The following is a 14,321-nucleotide window of genomic DNA, read 5'->3' as shown; positions in this document are numbered from 1 at the left end:
GATGCTTTCAGCGGATGAAACCTACGCTTCGCTTGCCGGTGCCTGGCGGCTGATGCTCGGCAAGGCCGACGGATTTCGCCTGCTCGACCTTTCGGCGGACGGTTTCTGGAACTCCTTTTTTGCCATCGTCGTCGCGGCGCCGGCACTGATCGTCGGCTGGGTCGGTATTGCCAACGAGATCGGCGATCCCAACGCATTCGTCGGCCGTTTCAGCATGTTGATCCGCCTGGCCACCGTCGATATCGGCGCCTGGGTGCTGCCGCTCATAGGCCTCGCCCTGGTGGCGCCGCAGGTCGGCGTCGGCGGCCGTTTCGTCCATTATGTCGTGGCCAGCAATTGGGCCTCGGCGATCATCGCCTGGATGATGCTGCCATCGGCGTTGATCCGGCTTTTCCTGACGTCGGCCAACGAAGTCTCCGGACTCGTGTCGCTGCTGTTGTTCGCGCTGTCGATGGTATTGACCTGGCGGATGACCAACGTTGCGATCGGCAGGGGTGCGGCCACCGGCAGCGCCGTTTTTGCCGGCATGTTCGTGGCGTCGCTGATCGTCCTGTTCGGCCTGCAGGCGCTGCTCGGGATCAGCGTTCCGGATCAGCCAGGCGTCGGATAATCGACGCCGACGAGAAACAGCCCGTCGGGCGGCGCCACCTGACCGCAGGCCGCACGGTCGCGCGCCTCAAGCGCCGCCTTGAGGTCGGCAACAGTCCAGCCGCCTTCGCCGACACGTTTGAGCGAGCCGACCATCGAGCGCACCTGGTTGTGCAGGAATGACCGCGCCGAAGCGCGGACCTCAATGAAATCGCCCGCCCGGCTGACATCCAGCCGGTCGAGCGTGCGGACGGGGCTGGTGGCTTGGCACTGGGTCGAGCGGAAGGTGGTGAAATCATGCCGGCCAAGCAGCACCTTTGCCGCCTCGTGCATGGCACCGGCATCGAGCTGCTTCGGTACCCACCAGATCTTGCCCTTGTCGAGCGCCGCCGGCGCGCGGCGATTAACGATGCGGTAGAGGTAATGGCGGCCGATCGCCGAGAAACGCGCATCGAAGCCATCCGGCACAACGGCGGCCTTCAGGATGGCGATGCGCACCTTGGCCGCTTGCAGATGCGCGTTGACGGCGTCGCGCACCTTGTCGCCGGGCCATGCCTTGATCAGATCGACATGCGCCACCTGAGCGGTCGCATGGACGCCGGCATCGGTGCGGCCGGCGGCGCGCAGCGAAACCTGCTCACCACAGAACTTCTCGATCGCCTGCTCGATCGCCTGCTGCACCGATGGCTGGTTGGCCTGGCGCTGCCAGCCGGCGAAGAGACTGCCGTCATATTCGATGTCGAGGCGAAAACGCGGCATTCCCGGATCGAGGCGAAATCAGGCGGCGAGGGCTGAGCCGAAGGCCGAGGCGTAGACCAGCCTGCCGGTCTCCGGCGCCTCGCCCCAGGCAAGCGCCTGCAGGGCTTCGCTTTGGTAGTCGCTCTCGAATTTTGCTGCACGGGCGCGGCTGTAGCCGAAACGGCCATAGTAAGCCGGATCGCCGAGCACCACGGCGAGCGTCTCGCCAGCAGCCTTCAGGCGGATATGCGCCTCGCGGACCAGCGCACCGCCGATGCCGGTGCCGTGGAACGACGGCTCGACCGCCAAAGGAGCCAAAGCCACCGCCGGGAAGCTCTTGCCGCCATTCTGCACGAAAAGCCGTGAAAACAGGATATGGCCGACCACTTGCCCGTCTTCGTCCGCCACCAGTTCGACGACGGCATCACCGCCGGTGACCAGCGCGTCGACCAGTCCGGCCTCCGTCTGCTGGCCGAATGCGTGTTCTTCGACAAGGCGGATCGCCTCGCGGTCCCGCGGCGTCGCCGCGCGTATGGACATCATGCTCATGACAATTTCATTCCTTTTTCGAGCTTGGCCCCGCGCAGAAACTCCTGCGCGGCAATGGGCCTTGCGCCCGCACGTTGAACTTCGACCAGCCTGATCGCGCCTGACCCGCAGGCGACCGTCAGCCGGTCATCGAGAATTCCTCCCGGTTCGCCGGCGCCTTGCGAGAGCGTCGAGCGAAGCAGTTTCAGCCGTTCCACGCGGCCGCCGATTTCGGCCTCGCACCATGCACCGGGAAAGGGCGACAGGCCGCGAATCTGGTTGTGCACGTCGCCGGCAGGTCGCAGCCAGTCTATGCGAGTCTCCGATTTATCGATTTTCTTGGCGTAGGTCACCCCCACCTCCGCCTGTGTGGTAAATGTCAGCGTATTCCGCTCCAGCCGTTCGAGCGCTTGCACGATCAGCGCAGCACCCAAGACCATCAGCCGATCGTGCAGATCGCCGGCCGTCATGTCGGGTCCAATGGGACATTTTTCAACCATTGCCACCGGCCCGGTGTCGAGGCCTTCCTCCATCCGCATCACCATAATGCCCGTTTCGGTATCACCGGCCATGATGGCGCGCTGGACAGGGGCAGCGCCGCGCCAGCGCGGCAATAGCGATGCGTGACCGTTGAGGCAACCGAGCCGCGGCGCCTCGAGAATGGGTTTAGGCAGAAGCAGCCCGTAGGCGACGACCACGGCGACGTCGGCACCCAAGGCGCGGAACGCCTCCTGCTCCGCCTCGCCCTTCAGCGACACCGGCGACCGCACCTCGATGCCAAGCCGCTCCGCCTCGCGCTGCACCGGCGACGGCGTCAGTTCGAGCCCGCGCCGGCCGCCGGCGCGCGGCGGCTGCGTGTAGACGGCTGCCAACTCGTGCCCGGCCCCGGCAATCGCCCGCAGCGTCGGCACGGAGAATTCGGGCGTACCCATGAAGATGACACGCAGGGGCATTCGTCGACGCCTACCCCACCATCTTGCCCGGCGCCTTGTCCCTGGCGAGCTTCTTGAATTTCTTGACCACCATGTCGCGCTTCAGCTTGGAGATGTAATCGATGAACAGCACGCCGTTGAGGTGGTCGATTTCATGCTGCAGGCAGGTCGCCATCAGCCCCTCGGCCTCGATCTCCTGCAGCTTGCCGTCGCGATCGAGATATTTCACCCGCACCGCGGCGGGGCGCTCGACTTCGGCATAGTAATCGGGGATCGACAGGCAGCCTTCCTCATAGACCGAACGCTGGTCGGAGCTTTCAAGGATTTCGGGATTGATGAAGACGTGCGGCGCCGGCGTCTCGTCCTCCTTGGCGAGGTCGATCACCAGCATGCGCAAGGGTTCGCCAACCTGGATCGCCGCGAGGCCGATACCGGGCGCGTCATACATGGTGTCCAGCATGTCGCCGGCCAGTTTGCGCAAATCCCCGTCGACACGCTCGATCGGTTTTGAAACCTGGCGCAGGACGGGATCGGGAAGGATGATAAGCGGCTTGATCGACATGGCGTCTCACCTAAGACCTCGCAGGAAAAGCGTCAACCGGGGCGCCTTCGGGTCGTTCACGTTTTGATCTGTGCCGGCAGACCGAATCATCTATGCTGTCGACATGAACGATCTGGCCACCATCCTGTCCGAACCTGTCGCCCGCCTCGGCGCCACCACGATCACGCTCGGCCAAGCCCTGGGTTTCGGCGCAATGCTGTTCCTCGGCCTGTTCGTGGCGCTCGTCGTTGCGCTCTGGCGATCGGCCAAGGCGCGTGCAGTGGCGGCCGCCGAAGCCGCCGACCACGCCCGCGACGCCGAGGTGCGGATGGCTGGTATCTTGGCAAGCCAGGCGGAAATGCAGGGCCGCATGGGCGCCATCGCCGAAGTGTTCGGGGCGCGCCAGGCCGAACTGACACAGTCGATCGGCCAGCGTCTCGATGCCATGACAGGCCGCCTGGGCCAGACCATGACCGAGCAGACGAGATCGACGCATGAGAGCCTCGCCAAGCTGCAGGAACGGCTGGCGGTCATCGATATCGCGCAAGGCAACATCCAGTCGCTGGCCGGCCAGGTCGTGCAATTGCAGGCGATCCTTTCCAACAAGCAGACGCGCGGCGCCTTCGGCCAGTCGCGTATGGAAGCCATCGTCGCCGACGGATTGCCGCACGGCGCCTATGAATTCCAGGCGACCTTGTCGAATGGCAGCCGGCCCGACTGCCTGGTGAAGATGCCGAACGGCGCACCGTCGCTTGCCGTCGATGCAAAGTTTCCGCTCGAGGCCTGGAATGCCATCCGGGCCGCCGAAGGCGCCGAACTGCAGAAGTCCGCCGCACAGGCTTTCCGCCGCGACATCGAGGTGCATGTCCGCGATATTTCCGAAAAATACCTGATCCAGGGCGAGACGCAGGACACCGCCTTCATGTTCGTGCCTTCGGAATCGGTGTTCGCCGAAATCCACGAGAATTTCGAGGCCGTTGTCCAGAAGGCGCATCGCTCGCGGATCGTCATCGTCTCGCCATCGCTTTTGATGTTGTCGATCCAGGTCATCCAGGCGATCCTCAAGGATGCCCGCATGCGCGAGCAGGCACACCTGATTCAGGGCGAGGTTATCCGGCTGATGGAAGACGTCTCCCGGCTAGACGAGCGGGTGCGCAAATTGCAGACGCATTTTGGCCAATCGGCCAAGGATATCGACGACATTCTGGTCTCGACATCGAAGGTGACCAGGCGCGGACAAAAGATCGAGGCGCTGGAGTTTGGCGTGCAGCCGGCGGAGGACACCGCTGGTTCGAATGGCAGCGGAGCAAAAGCGGAAAGCAGCCCGCGCGTCGCCGATTCGAAAACCGGGCAGTTGAGGCTAAGGGTCGTCGAAGGCGACGATTGAGAGCTGCGCCGGAACCGGAGGCTTCGTCCGGGTCTGGCGCTACTGCTCCTCGATGATGGTTGTGCCTTCGAATTCCGGCAGCCAATGCAGCGCCGAGCGGTGCCAGATCTGCTTTCTCGGCACCAGTTGCTCGCGCTGCCGTGCCGTGCCGACCCTGATACCGTAAACCTTCGGTCCCTCGCCCGCCGACGTGGCGTAGAGATGCGAGCCGCACTCACCGCAAAATGCCTGGGCGCGCTTGGCGCCGCTCGAACCGGTCTTGATATAGATCTTCGGCGTGCCCTTGGTGATCCTGTAATTGTCCTCGGACGCCGGCACGGTGACGCGAAAGGCCGTTCCGGTTAGCTTCTGACAATCGATGCAGTGACAAATGGTGGTCTTTTCCGGATCGACTTCGGCCTCGTAAGTGATAGTGCCACAATGACACGCGCCGTCGATTTTCATCTTCGTTCCTCCTGGAGCTTTTGCCTGCGATCATAGCCGGGACTGCCCGATGGCGCATCGATTTCCTCAAGCCATTTTCCTTAGGCCGGTTCCCCTCCGGACGCCGCCAAGGCCTTGCTCCGGCGTTCCCAGGTACCGGTGGTCTGAGGCTTGACGAACAGCCGCGTCACCTCCGGCATCTCCGCTTTCAGCCGCGTCTCGAGGCGTTCGACGCAGGTCTCTATCTCGGGCGCCGACAAGTGGTCCTCGAACTCGATGCTCAGAGCGGCGACGATCTCCTGCGGACCCATATGCAGCGTCAGCGCGCCATTCGCCCGCTGCACCGCCGGGTCCTGCTGGACGATGTCCAATACTTTCATTTGCACCTCGGGCGAAGCCGGCTCGCCGAGCAGCAGGCTTTTGCTTTCGCGCGCCAGGAAGATCGCGGTCCCGCCCAGGATCAGCGCGATGCCAATCGACGCGGCGCCGTCGAGCTTCGGCATGTCCAGCAGTTCCGCCGCCGATATCCCGGCGAAGGCGACAACGAGGCCGAGAAGTGCCGCGCTGTCCTCGAAGAGTACGGTGTAGACACTCGGATCCTTGCTGAGCTGCACCGCCTCAAGCCAGCCGTGGCTGCCTTTTTGGTGGCGGAATTCCTTCAGCGCCACCAGCCAAGAGGTGCCTTCGAAGAGGAAGGAAAGGCCAAGGACAGCGTAGTTCACCTTGGCGTTGGCGATCGGCTCCGGCGCCATGATGTGCATCACGCCTTCGTAGAACGATATGCCGGCGCCCAGTGCAAAGACGAGGAGCGCAACGATGAAGCTCCAGAAGTACAGCTCGCGGCCATGGCCGAGCGGATGCGTGCGGTCGGCCGGCCGGGCGGCACGGTGCATGCCGTAAAGCAGCAGGCTGCCATTGCCGGTATCGACGAGCGAGTGGACGCCTTCCGAGAGCATTGCCGAGCTGCCCGTGAACAAGGCAGCGGCAAATTTGGTCAGTGCGATCGCAAGATTTCCGGCGAGCGCCGCATAGATCACTTTTTTCGACCCGCCATGCGCCGCCATGGTGTGCTGCCTTGGTTGATGCACCGAGATTGGCGGAGCGCCCGCCCACGCTCCACAGCTCTCACAACGCCCGAAGTGCCCAGTTGTTCACAAGGTCAGTTGTTCAAAAGGGCGGCGCGGGGCTATTCGACGACCTCGTCCGTCCAGACCTTGAAGCCAGCCAGCGCGCCCGGCCCAAAAATGTGGGTCAGCGGCACATCGGCGGCATCGCGTCCGGAGGCAATCAGGATGCGGCCGATGCGCGGCGCGTTGTTGCGCGGGTCGAACGCGTGCCAGCGGCCGCCGAGATAGACCTCCATCCAAGCGGCGAAATCCATGTCCGACCACGGCTTTGGCAGGCCGATATCACTGATATAGCCGGTGCAGTAGCGGGTTGGAATGTTCAGGGCGCGGCAGAAGGCAACAGCGAGGTGAGCAAAGTCGCGGCATACACCACTCTGCTCGCGATAGGCCTCGGCGGCGGTGCGCGTCGGCCGTGCATTGAAATAGTTGAAGACGATGTGGTTATGGACGAAGTCGCAGACCGCCTGGACGCGCGGAATGCCGAGCGGGGTGCTGCCGAACAGCCGCCACGCTTCGTTCGACAGCACGTCGCTCTCGCAATAACGGCTGGGCAGCAGGAACAGCAGCGTCTCCGACGGCAGATCGCGCACCTCGTGCTGCCACGCCGTCAGCTCGCGCGTCTCGAAGGAGCCGGGGTCGCGGATCACCGCGTCCGTGCCGAACGCAAAGCGCCCGGCCGGCGCAACGAAACGGCTGCACCAATTGCCGAAACTGTCGCGGTAGCTTTCGATCGGCACCGGCGGGTTCGACGTCAGGAAGTCCGGCCGCTCAAGATCGGATGCGCGCGAATAATGGACGTTTAGCATCGCGATCAGCGGTGTTTCCTGCGGGAAGTCGAAGCTCATCTGGCAACCGATGTGGATCCGCATTGTCGTCCTGACCGGCCTGCCCGATCATCAGCCGGCGAAACGCAAGGGCTGATGCTGCAGTGCGAAGAAGACCATGGCACGGACCGCTGCGGTTTACGAGGGAATTAGAAACCGGTTGACAGCCATCGGCCAAGGCGACTGCACGGCAGCGGCCTCTTGCAGTCGAGCGTTTTCTCTTGTTTCACTTCGCCAGACATCAACTGGAGGAACGAATCATGGCTAAGGGTGCGATGAAGGCAGGCAAGGAAGCCCGCAAGCCGAAGAAGGACGCGAAGAAACCCGCTCCGGCGCCGGCCCTGAAGGCACCGCCGGTGAAGGCGATGAAGCTGAAGGACAAGTAGGGCCGCAGCTACCGTTTCGGCTTATTTCGACCGGCCGCAAACGCGGCCGGTATGATTGTTCATTAAGCTCACGCGCATCCCCTATGGATGCGCCGAAGGCAATTTTTGCGCTTTTCAAGAAATCGGCCGGATGCCATCGAAACGGAGCGTTCCGATGTCGTGGATTTTCCTGTTGTTCGCCGGACTGTTCGAGATCGGCTGGGCGATCGGCCTTAAATACACCGACGGATTCTCGAAGCCGCTGCCGACCGTCCTGACGGTAGCCTCGATGATCGTCAGCCTGATCTTGCCCGGCCTGGCGCTGAAGGCATTGCCGGTCGGCACCGCCTATGCGGTGTGGACCGGCATCGGCACCGTCGGCACGGCGCTGTTGGGGATATGGCTGCTCGGCGAGCCAGCGCCGGCGATCAGGCTGGCCTGCATCGCGCTCATCGTCTGCGGCATCATGGGACTGAAGCTCGCGGCTTAGCCGATTCTGACAGACGAACGCGTTCGGGGCCGCTGCAAGGCGGCCCTGATTCTTGAATTCGGCTGATCAGTGCCGGAAGCCGCTATCGCGCGGAGAAGCCGGGCGGCGTCCTGCCGGTGCGCTGCTTGCGCGCCGCATAGCGCGCATCACGCTTGGCCTTGCGTTCGGCCTCGTCGGCAAGAAAACGGGCGATGCGCTCGTTCTCTTCAGCTTCCCGGATCTTCGCTTCGGCCTGTGCGGCTTCTTCCGCGGCAATGCGTGCCGCTTCGGCAGCTGCCTCGCGCTCGGCCTTTTCGGCCGCTTCGCGCGCCAGCTTTTCCTGCTTCAGCCTGGCCTTTTCGGCCTCGCGTATCGCGCGGGCCTCGAGGATCGCCTTGCGCTCGGCCTGTCGTGCCAGCACCGCTGGATCATCTGCCGCCGGCTTTGCCTTGAAGCGCTCCAGAAGCGCCTTCTTTGCCTCGTTTGCGGCATTGCGCCGCTCGAAAACGTCTTTTTCCCTATAGATAGCCAAGTCCACTTCCCTGAAGTCAATTTGCGAGGCTTACATACGCGCGAAAACCGAGAGTTCAAGCGCCAAAACGGTATGCCAGCCATGAAATTCTGATCTGTTGCAGCCGGGAGACGCCATTTCGATTGAATTCGGCTGAAAGGCACCCGCACTGTTCACCATCCAGGCATCTGGCGGGGCGGCGGACTGATCGCTACGTGTAGCGCCAAGACAAAACGCTGAGATGACACACTATGGAACTCGGTCTCTACACCTTCGCCGACGTCAGCCCGGAACCAGGTCCCGGTGCGATCGGTGCGCATGAGCGGTTGCGCAACCTGATCGAGGAGATCGAGCTCGCCGACCAGGTCGGGCTGGACGTCTTTGGTCTCGGCGAGCACCACCGTCCCGACTATGCTGCCTCGGCTCCGGTGGTGGCGCTAGCGGCGGCGGCCGAACGGACCAAGCGCATAAGGCTGACCAGCGCTGTCACCGTGCTGTCCTCCGACGATCCGGTGCGCGTCTTCCAGCAGTTTGCCACCCTCGATCTTCTGTCCGGCGGCCGTGCCGAGATCATGGCCGGGCGCGGCTCGTTCATCGAGTCCTTTCCGCTGTTCGGCTACAATCTCGAAGATTATGACGAGCTCTTCGCCGAGAAGGTCGACCTGCTGCTCGCCATCCGCGATCATGTCAAGGTGACCTGGTCGGGCAGTCTGCGCGCGCCGATCCACAACCGCGGCGTCTATCCGCGGCCCTTGCAGGACAAATTGCCGATCTGGATCGCCGTCGGTGGAACACCGCAATCCGTCGCCCGCGCGGGTGTGCTCGGGTTGCCGCTGGCACTGGCGATCATCGGTGGCGAGCCGGCGCGGTTCGCACCGCTGTTCGACATCTACAGGGATGCAGCCAGGCGCGCCGGCAACGATCCGGCAAGCCTTGCCACCAGTCTCAACGTGCACGGCTTCATTGCCGACACCACGGACCAGGCAGCCGACGATTTTTACGGGCCGCAGGCCGAGGTGATGAACCGCATCGGCCGCGAGCGCGGCTGGGGGCCGACATCGCGGGCGCATTTCGACCAATCGCGCGGCCCAAACGGCGCGCTGTTCGTCGGCAATCCAGAACAGGTGGCCGAGAAGATCATTGCCCAGCACAGGATATTCGGCAACGACCGCTTCCTGCTGCAAATGGCGATCGGCACCATGCCGCACGCCAAGGTGATGAAGGCCATCGAACTCTACGGCACTAAAGTGGCGCCGATCGTGCGCCGGGAAACTGCGAAGGCCGTTCCCGCCGTGGCGGCGCCGGTTGCCTGATTCCCAGTCACCTGATTCATTGCCAAGGCCGCGAGGCGGCCTTGCCGGTGACGCCGGCTAACGGAACCTTGAAGCGACAGAGGCGTTTTCGCCAACGGTCTGCACCAATCGCGGTGTGCCGCCGAGGGTCAGAATGAAAGCCGAACCCGACGCTTCGGGCGCAAGCGCTGCCGAAAGCCCGGATCCGCGCGTCGAGGCGCGGGCGGATGCGCATCTGATGCGTTCGCTGCTCGTCGGCATCTTCATCCTCATGGCGATCTACGCGCTTTACTTCGCCCGCGCCTTCTTCATGCCGGTCATTCTGGCTTTCCTGCTGGCGCTGACGCTGACGCCGATCGTTCGCTTCCTGCGCAAGCATGGCATGCCCGATGTCATTTCAGCGACACTGTTGGTGCTGCTTTCGTTCTGCCTCGTCGCCGTCGCGGGATATCTGCTCAGCGGCCCGGTCATCGACCTCATCAACAACACCTCGACGATCGGCCAGCAGCTTACCGAACGTCTGGCACAACTGCGCCGTCCGTTCGAACGGATCGTGGAGATTTCGCGCCAGATCGAGGGCCTGACACAGACATCCCAGGAGCCGGGCGTTCAGAGGGTGGCGACGGCGCCATCCGGTATTCTCTCGCAGGCCGCCGGCAATGTGCTGTCGGCCGGCGCCAGCGTTACCATCGTCTTCGTCCTGTCGCTGTTCCTGCTCGCCTCGGGCACGATGTTCTATGAAAAGATCGTCCAGTCCTTCCCCAGTCTCAGCGAAAAGAAGCGGGCGCTGCGCGTCGTCTACGACGTAGAACGTGAAATCTCGCATTATCTGCTTACTGTCACGGTCATCAATACATGTCTCGGCGTGGTCATCGGGCTCGGCCTGTGGGCGCTCGGCGTGCCCAACGCGCAGGTCTGGGGCGCGGCAGCGGCTCTGCTCAATTTCCTGCCCTATATCGGGGCGCTGACCACCATCACGCTGGTTACGATCATCGCGCTGATAAGCTTCGACACGATTTCCTATGCGCTGCTGGCGCCGGCCTTCGTCCTTATGTGCGATGTCGTCGAAGGCCAGTTCGTGACGCCGACGGTGGTCGGCCGCCGTCTCGAAATCAACGCAGTGGCGATCCTCATCGCCATCGCCTTCTGGTCGTGGCTGTGGGGTTTTGTCGGCGCGCTGCTGGCGGTGCCGCTGCTGGTCGTCATCAAGGTGTTCTGCGATCATTTCGACGGTCTCAGCCATGTCGGCAATTTCCTGGCGGCGCAACACACGGCAGCGATCGAGGACGAAGAGATTCCCGAGGTGAAAAAGTAGCGGCTTAAAGGGTCAAAAGCGTCCCCCCGATGGGGCAGATCACGACCTTGCATCGGTCGCACGTCCGCCCTCAGCGCTCCATCAACATTTTGAATTTGCCGCCTCGGCAACGGCTTCCTACATCCCTTCGGCCCACAGGAAACCCGCGCCGATGACCGTTCTTTCCGTTCTCGACCTGTCGCCGATCGTCGAAGGCAGCAACGCTTCACAGTCACTCGCCAATTCGCTCGATCTCGCCCGTCATGCCGAGCGGCTGGGTTACCGGCGCTATTGGCTGGCAGAGCACCACAATATGCCGGGCATCGCCAGCGCCGCCACCTCGGTGGTCATTGCCCATGTGGCCGGCGGCACCAATACGATACGCGTCGGCGCCGGCGGCATCATGCTGCCCAATCATTCGCCGCTGGTCATCGCCGAGCAGTTCGGTACGCTTAACGCTCTGCATCCTGGCCGCATCGATCTCGGCCTCGGCCGGGCGCCCGGCACCGACATGGCCACGGCACGGGCGCTGCGCCGTAACCTCGACGCTGGCGCCGACAATTTCCCGCAGGACGTCGTCGAGCTGATGGGTTACTTGCAGCCGGCCGAAGACGGCCAACGCATCCGCGCGGTGCCCGGCGAAGGCGAAAAGGTGCCGGTCTGGATTCTCGGTTCCAGCCTCTACGGCGCGCAGCTTGCCGCCATGCTCGGCCTGCCCTACGCTTTCGCTTCGCATTTTGCGCCGGCCGAGCTCGACCATGCTCTGGAGATCTACCGCTCGCGTTTCCAGCCTTCGGAGCAGCTCGACAAGCCTTATGTGATGCTCGGCCTCAACGTCTTCGCCGCTCCTTCCGATGCCCAGGCGCGGCTGTTGTTCACCTCGCTGCAGCAGGCCTTCGTCAATCTGCGCACCGGCCGGCCCGGCCGATTGCCGCCGCCGGTCGAAGGATATGAGCGCGACCTCGATCCAATGGCCAACACCATGCTCGGCCAAGCGCTTTCCTGCGCCGTCGTCGGCTCCCCGGAAACGGTCAGGCAAGGCATCGAGGCGTTTGTGCGCCGCACAGGCGCCGACGAGCTGATGGTCACAGCGCAGATTTTCGACCATGCGGCGCGGGTGCGCTCGTTCGAGATCCTCGCCGACGCTCACAAATCGCTGTCGGAAGCTGCCTGAGAGTTGGTTCGCCACTTGCCACTGCTGCGGGCAAGGCCGGCCTTAGGCAGGGAACATCGCGAACAGGTGTGCGAAGCATAGCGACAATTTCGCGCGTTTTGCGCGGAGCTTTTCGATCCGTCATGCTCGTCCGTTAGCGGGAAACGCGGCGTCCACTAAATGACGATCACCTTGGTGCCAATTGTGGCGCGGTCATAGAGATCGATGATGTCCTGGTTCATGAGGCGAATGCAGCCCGCAGACACGGCTTTGCCGATGGACCACCATTCGGGGCTACCGTGCAGGCGATATCCAGTGTCACCTTCCTCGTTAAAAAGATAGAGCGCCCGCGCCCCGAGCGGGTTCATGAGTCCGCCCTCCATATGGGCCGGTATGATGCGGCCTCGCTTCTGCTCGCGCACGATCATCGCAGACGGCGCGCTCCAATCCGGCCATTCGCGCTTCCTCGCAACGTGAGCCGTGCCATGCCACTCGAAGCCCGCCTTGCCGACGCCGATGCCGTAGCGCAGCGCCTGACCGTCTCCCAACACGTAGTAGAGGAACTTCGCTCCTGTATCGACAATGATGGTGCCCGGCGCCTCGTCAGTCGCATAAGGCACTGTCTGCCGATGGAACTTTTGGTCAACCTTGTAGATCGGAACCGGCGGAACGCGAAAACCGGCGTCGGTGAGGCCGCCATAGGCCGAGGGGAAAGTCTTAAATGCGCCGCCGGTGGTGCAGCCGAAGATTGCGACCATCCCAGCAAGTACCAGCCCGATTAGGATCGATTTCACGCGCATGACTCAAGCCGGCGCCCGTGTGGGCGATCAGCCGCATCTCGTCATATTCCTAAACCGACATGCTTCGATTGCCAAGATTTTCCTGACTGTCGGCTGGCTGATTGTTGGCCACCTGGCTCGATTGGCGCCGCGTCCTTCAATTGCTCGGTTTTCGAAAGACGAACGCCCGTAGGGGCTGCGAAGGCCCGGGGTCGGCAGGACAGAGGGAGCGCTGTCCGTCCGGCATTGCAAAGTTTCTGAACAGAGCCCAAGCGCTACGCGCTGACGCTCTGCGCAGTCGCACCTAGCGGACGGCATGAATTGCGGATCATCAAGCGTCCCTTGAGCGTCAGCTTGCGCGGCGGCGCATCCCTGTTTCCGGCGAGCCGGTCGAGCAGCAGATTGGCCGCCTGTTCGCCAATCGCCTGCACCGGCTGTGCGACCGTGGTCAATTGCGGCCGGAACACATCCGACCACGGAAAGTCGTCGAAGCAGGCGACCGAAATATCCTCCGGACAGGACAGGCCGATATCGCGAATGGCCTTCATGGTGCCGATCACCATCGGGTTGTTGGCCGAAAAGATGGCGCTCGGCCGGTCGTGCAGCGAAAGCAGCTGCATGGTGGCGTTGTAGCCGTCGACTTCATGGAAGTTGCCGAAGCGGACGAGTTCGGCCTCGGCCGGCAGGCCGGCGGCCTGGAGGGCCTCGCGGTATCCCGCCATGCGGTCATGCATCGGCGAGATATCGAACGAGCCGGAGATGTAGCCGATGCGCCGATGGCCGAGATCGATCAGGTAAGTGATGGCGTCGAACACCGCGCGCTGATTGTCGAGAACGACGGCATCGGTGTCGACACCCTGGCAAACACGGTCGAGCAGCACGACCGGCACATTGGCGTCGTCGACAATCCGTTTGAGGATCGCGCCGTCACCGACACGCGCGACGATCAGTCCGTCGACCATGCGGTCGAGCAACAGCCTGATCTGGTCGTCCTGCGTGTTCAGGTGCTCGTCGGTGCAGCACAGCATGACGGCGTAGCCGGCCCTGTCGAAAGCCTGCTGGATGACCGAAACCACGTCGGTAAAGAACGGATTGGTGATGTGTGGGACGGTGAGCCCGATGGTGCGTGTGGTGCCCATCTTCAGGCTGCGGGCAATGGCGTTGCGCTTGTAGCCGATGTCGCGGATCGCCTGTTCGATGCGCTGGCTGAGCTCGGGGCTGACGGTCGCGGTGCCGTTGATCAGCGCCGATACGGTGGCCACGGAAACACGCGCGGCCTCGGCCACATGAAGCATGGTCGGAGCAGTGAATTTGCGCTGCTTTTTTCGTCCTGACGCTGTCATTTTCGAAACGTTTCACCACTCCACGGT

Annotated in this window: 17 protein-coding genes; 7 read left to right on the top strand and 10 right to left on the bottom strand. The window is 63.2% G+C overall.

Annotated elements, in window-relative coordinates; all coding sequences use genetic code 11:
- Position 1: 1 nt before the first annotated feature.
- Entirely contained in the window at positions 2-610 is a 609-nt protein-coding gene (locus NKJ20_RS12185; protein ID WP_352744269.1) for a transporter, read from the top strand.
- On the opposite strand, the gene truA is transcribed toward NKJ20_RS12185, so the two are convergent.
- Genes truA through def form a run of 4 tightly spaced genes read right to left on the bottom strand, consistent with a single transcriptional unit; the run spans position 592 to position 3,348 of the window.
- Positions 592-1,347, bottom strand: coding sequence for a tRNA pseudouridine(38-40) synthase TruA (gene truA / locus NKJ20_RS12180; protein WP_352744267.1), 756 nt, complete (start codon positions 1,345-1,347; stop codon positions 592-594). The genes NKJ20_RS12185 and truA overlap by 19 nt on opposite strands.
- Positions 1,348-1,365: 18 nt before the next feature.
- Complete coding sequence (locus tag NKJ20_RS12175) at positions 1,366-1,875, bottom strand: GNAT family N-acetyltransferase (RefSeq protein WP_352455966.1); 510 nt, start codon at positions 1,873-1,875, stop codon at positions 1,366-1,368.
- The gene (gene fmt / locus NKJ20_RS12170) at positions 1,872-2,801 is read right to left on the bottom strand and encodes a methionyl-tRNA formyltransferase (protein WP_352744374.1); all 930 of its coding nucleotides are present in this window, start codon (positions 2,799-2,801) and stop codon (positions 1,872-1,874) included. Before fmt ends, NKJ20_RS12175 begins: the two co-directional genes overlap by 4 nt.
- Before the next feature lie 16 nt (positions 2,802-2,817).
- A complete protein-coding gene (def, locus tag NKJ20_RS12165) occupies positions 2,818-3,348 on the bottom strand; it encodes a peptide deformylase (protein ID WP_352744265.1) in 531 nt (176 codons plus the stop codon).
- Positions 3,349-3,451: 103 nt separating this feature from the next.
- Between def and NKJ20_RS12160 the strand changes: the two genes are divergently transcribed.
- Positions 3,452-4,714, top strand: a complete 1,263-nt coding sequence (locus NKJ20_RS12160; protein ID WP_352455962.1) for a DNA recombination protein RmuC — start codon at positions 3,452-3,454, stop codon at positions 4,712-4,714.
- Positions 4,715-4,753: 39 nt separating this feature from the next.
- Here NKJ20_RS12160 and NKJ20_RS12155 read toward each other — a convergent pair whose 3' ends face one another.
- From NKJ20_RS12155 to NKJ20_RS12145, 3 genes are all read right to left on the bottom strand, one after another.
- On the bottom strand, positions 4,754-5,158 hold the full coding sequence (locus NKJ20_RS12155) for a GFA family protein (RefSeq protein WP_352744264.1): 405 nt from the start codon (positions 5,156-5,158) through the stop codon (positions 4,754-4,756).
- 80 nt (positions 5,159-5,238) lie between these two features.
- Positions 5,239-6,201 carry a cation diffusion facilitator family transporter gene (locus NKJ20_RS12150; protein ID WP_352744262.1) on the bottom strand — a complete coding sequence of 321 codons (963 nt, stop codon included), beginning with the start codon at positions 6,199-6,201 and terminating at the stop codon, positions 5,239-5,241.
- A 122-nt stretch (positions 6,202-6,323) separates the two neighbouring features.
- Positions 6,324-7,133 (bottom strand): transglutaminase-like domain-containing protein, encoded by an 810-nt coding sequence (locus tag NKJ20_RS12145; RefSeq protein ID WP_352449448.1) that lies wholly within the window; start codon positions 7,131-7,133, stop codon positions 6,324-6,326.
- A 215-nt stretch (positions 7,134-7,348) separates the two neighbouring features.
- Between NKJ20_RS12145 and NKJ20_RS12140 the strand changes: the two genes are divergently transcribed.
- Both NKJ20_RS12140 and sugE read left to right on the top strand, forming a co-directional pair.
- Positions 7,349-7,474, top strand: a complete 126-nt coding sequence (locus NKJ20_RS12140; protein ID WP_013528464.1) for a hypothetical protein — start codon at positions 7,349-7,351, stop codon at positions 7,472-7,474.
- A 154-nt stretch (positions 7,475-7,628) separates the two neighbouring features.
- A complete protein-coding gene (gene sugE, locus NKJ20_RS12135) occupies positions 7,629-7,943 on the top strand; it encodes a quaternary ammonium compound efflux SMR transporter SugE (RefSeq protein WP_352744260.1) in 315 nt (104 codons plus the stop codon).
- An 82-nt stretch (positions 7,944-8,025) separates the two neighbouring features.
- Here sugE and NKJ20_RS12130 read toward each other — a convergent pair whose 3' ends face one another.
- The gene (locus NKJ20_RS12130; protein ID WP_023718183.1) at positions 8,026-8,454 is read right to left on the bottom strand and encodes a DUF6481 family protein; all 429 of its coding nucleotides are present in this window, start codon (positions 8,452-8,454) and stop codon (positions 8,026-8,028) included.
- A gap of 230 nt (positions 8,455-8,684) precedes the next feature.
- On the opposite strand from NKJ20_RS12130, the gene NKJ20_RS12125 reads away from it, so the two are divergent.
- From NKJ20_RS12125 to NKJ20_RS12115, 3 genes are all read left to right on the top strand, one after another.
- Complete coding sequence (locus NKJ20_RS12125; protein ID WP_352744258.1) at positions 8,685-9,746, top strand: LLM class flavin-dependent oxidoreductase; 1,062 nt, start codon at positions 8,685-8,687, stop codon at positions 9,744-9,746.
- A 133-nt stretch (positions 9,747-9,879) separates the two neighbouring features.
- Positions 9,880-11,040 (top strand): AI-2E family transporter, encoded by a 1,161-nt coding sequence (locus NKJ20_RS12120; protein ID WP_023676958.1) that lies wholly within the window; start codon positions 9,880-9,882, stop codon positions 11,038-11,040.
- Positions 11,041-11,191: 151 nt separating this feature from the next.
- Positions 11,192-12,193 (top strand): LLM class flavin-dependent oxidoreductase, encoded by a 1,002-nt coding sequence (locus NKJ20_RS12115; protein WP_352744255.1) that lies wholly within the window; start codon positions 11,192-11,194, stop codon positions 12,191-12,193.
- Positions 12,194-12,348: 155 nt separating this feature from the next.
- On the opposite strand, the gene NKJ20_RS12110 is transcribed toward NKJ20_RS12115, so the two are convergent.
- Together NKJ20_RS12110 and NKJ20_RS12105 are read right to left on the bottom strand one after the other, a co-directional pair.
- Positions 12,349-12,972, bottom strand: a complete 624-nt coding sequence (locus tag NKJ20_RS12110; protein WP_352744254.1) for a L,D-transpeptidase — start codon at positions 12,970-12,972, stop codon at positions 12,349-12,351.
- 254 nt (positions 12,973-13,226) lie between these two features.
- Positions 13,227-14,246, bottom strand: a complete 1,020-nt coding sequence (locus tag NKJ20_RS12105; RefSeq protein ID WP_352449454.1) for a LacI family DNA-binding transcriptional regulator — start codon at positions 14,244-14,246, stop codon at positions 13,227-13,229.
- Between the last annotated feature and the right edge of the window lie 75 nt (positions 14,247-14,321).

The sequence above is a fragment of the Mesorhizobium sp. M0185 genome (genome assembly GCF_040322175.1).
GTDB lineage: Bacteria > Pseudomonadota > Alphaproteobacteria > Rhizobiales > Rhizobiaceae > Mesorhizobium.
Note: the sequence above shows the minus strand (reverse complement) of the source record. Positions and strands in the feature narration are given on the sequence as shown.

Bases quoted from the DNA above. Each gene is read 5' to 3' on its own strand.
- NKJ20_RS12185 (WP_352744269.1), top strand. From the start codon at position 2: ATGCTTTCAGCGGATGAAACCTACGCTTCGCTTGCCGGTGCCTGGCGG.
- truA (WP_352744267.1), bottom strand. From the start codon at position 1,347: ATGCCGCGTTTTCGCCTCGACATCGAATATGACGGCAGTCTCTTCGCC.
- NKJ20_RS12175 (WP_352455966.1), bottom strand. From the start codon at position 1,875: ATGAGCATGATGTCCATACGCGCGGCGACGCCGCGGGACCGCGAGGCG.
- def (WP_352744265.1), bottom strand. From the start codon at position 3,348: ATGTCGATCAAGCCGCTTATCATCCTTCCCGATCCCGTCCTGCGCCAG.
- NKJ20_RS12160 (WP_352455962.1), top strand. From the start codon at position 3,452: ATGAACGATCTGGCCACCATCCTGTCCGAACCTGTCGCCCGCCTCGGC.
- NKJ20_RS12155 (WP_352744264.1), bottom strand. From the start codon at position 5,158: ATGAAAATCGACGGCGCGTGTCATTGTGGCACTATCACTTACGAGGCC.
- NKJ20_RS12150 (WP_352744262.1), bottom strand. From the start codon at position 6,201: ATGGCGGCGCATGGCGGGTCGAAAAAAGTGATCTATGCGGCGCTCGCC.
- NKJ20_RS12145 (WP_352449448.1), bottom strand. From the start codon at position 7,133: ATGCGGATCCACATCGGTTGCCAGATGAGCTTCGACTTCCCGCAGGAA.
- NKJ20_RS12140 (WP_013528464.1), top strand. From the start codon at position 7,349: ATGGCTAAGGGTGCGATGAAGGCAGGCAAGGAAGCCCGCAAGCCGAAG.
- sugE (WP_352744260.1), top strand. From the start codon at position 7,629: ATGTCGTGGATTTTCCTGTTGTTCGCCGGACTGTTCGAGATCGGCTGG.
- NKJ20_RS12125 (WP_352744258.1), top strand. From the start codon at position 8,685: ATGGAACTCGGTCTCTACACCTTCGCCGACGTCAGCCCGGAACCAGGT.
- NKJ20_RS12120 (WP_023676958.1), top strand. From the start codon at position 9,880: ATGAAAGCCGAACCCGACGCTTCGGGCGCAAGCGCTGCCGAAAGCCCG.
- NKJ20_RS12115 (WP_352744255.1), top strand. From the start codon at position 11,192: ATGACCGTTCTTTCCGTTCTCGACCTGTCGCCGATCGTCGAAGGCAGC.
- NKJ20_RS12110 (WP_352744254.1), bottom strand. From the start codon at position 12,972: ATGCGCGTGAAATCGATCCTAATCGGGCTGGTACTTGCTGGGATGGTC.
- NKJ20_RS12105 (WP_352449454.1), bottom strand. From the start codon at position 14,246: ATGCTTCATGTGGCCGAGGCCGCGCGTGTTTCCGTGGCCACCGTATCG.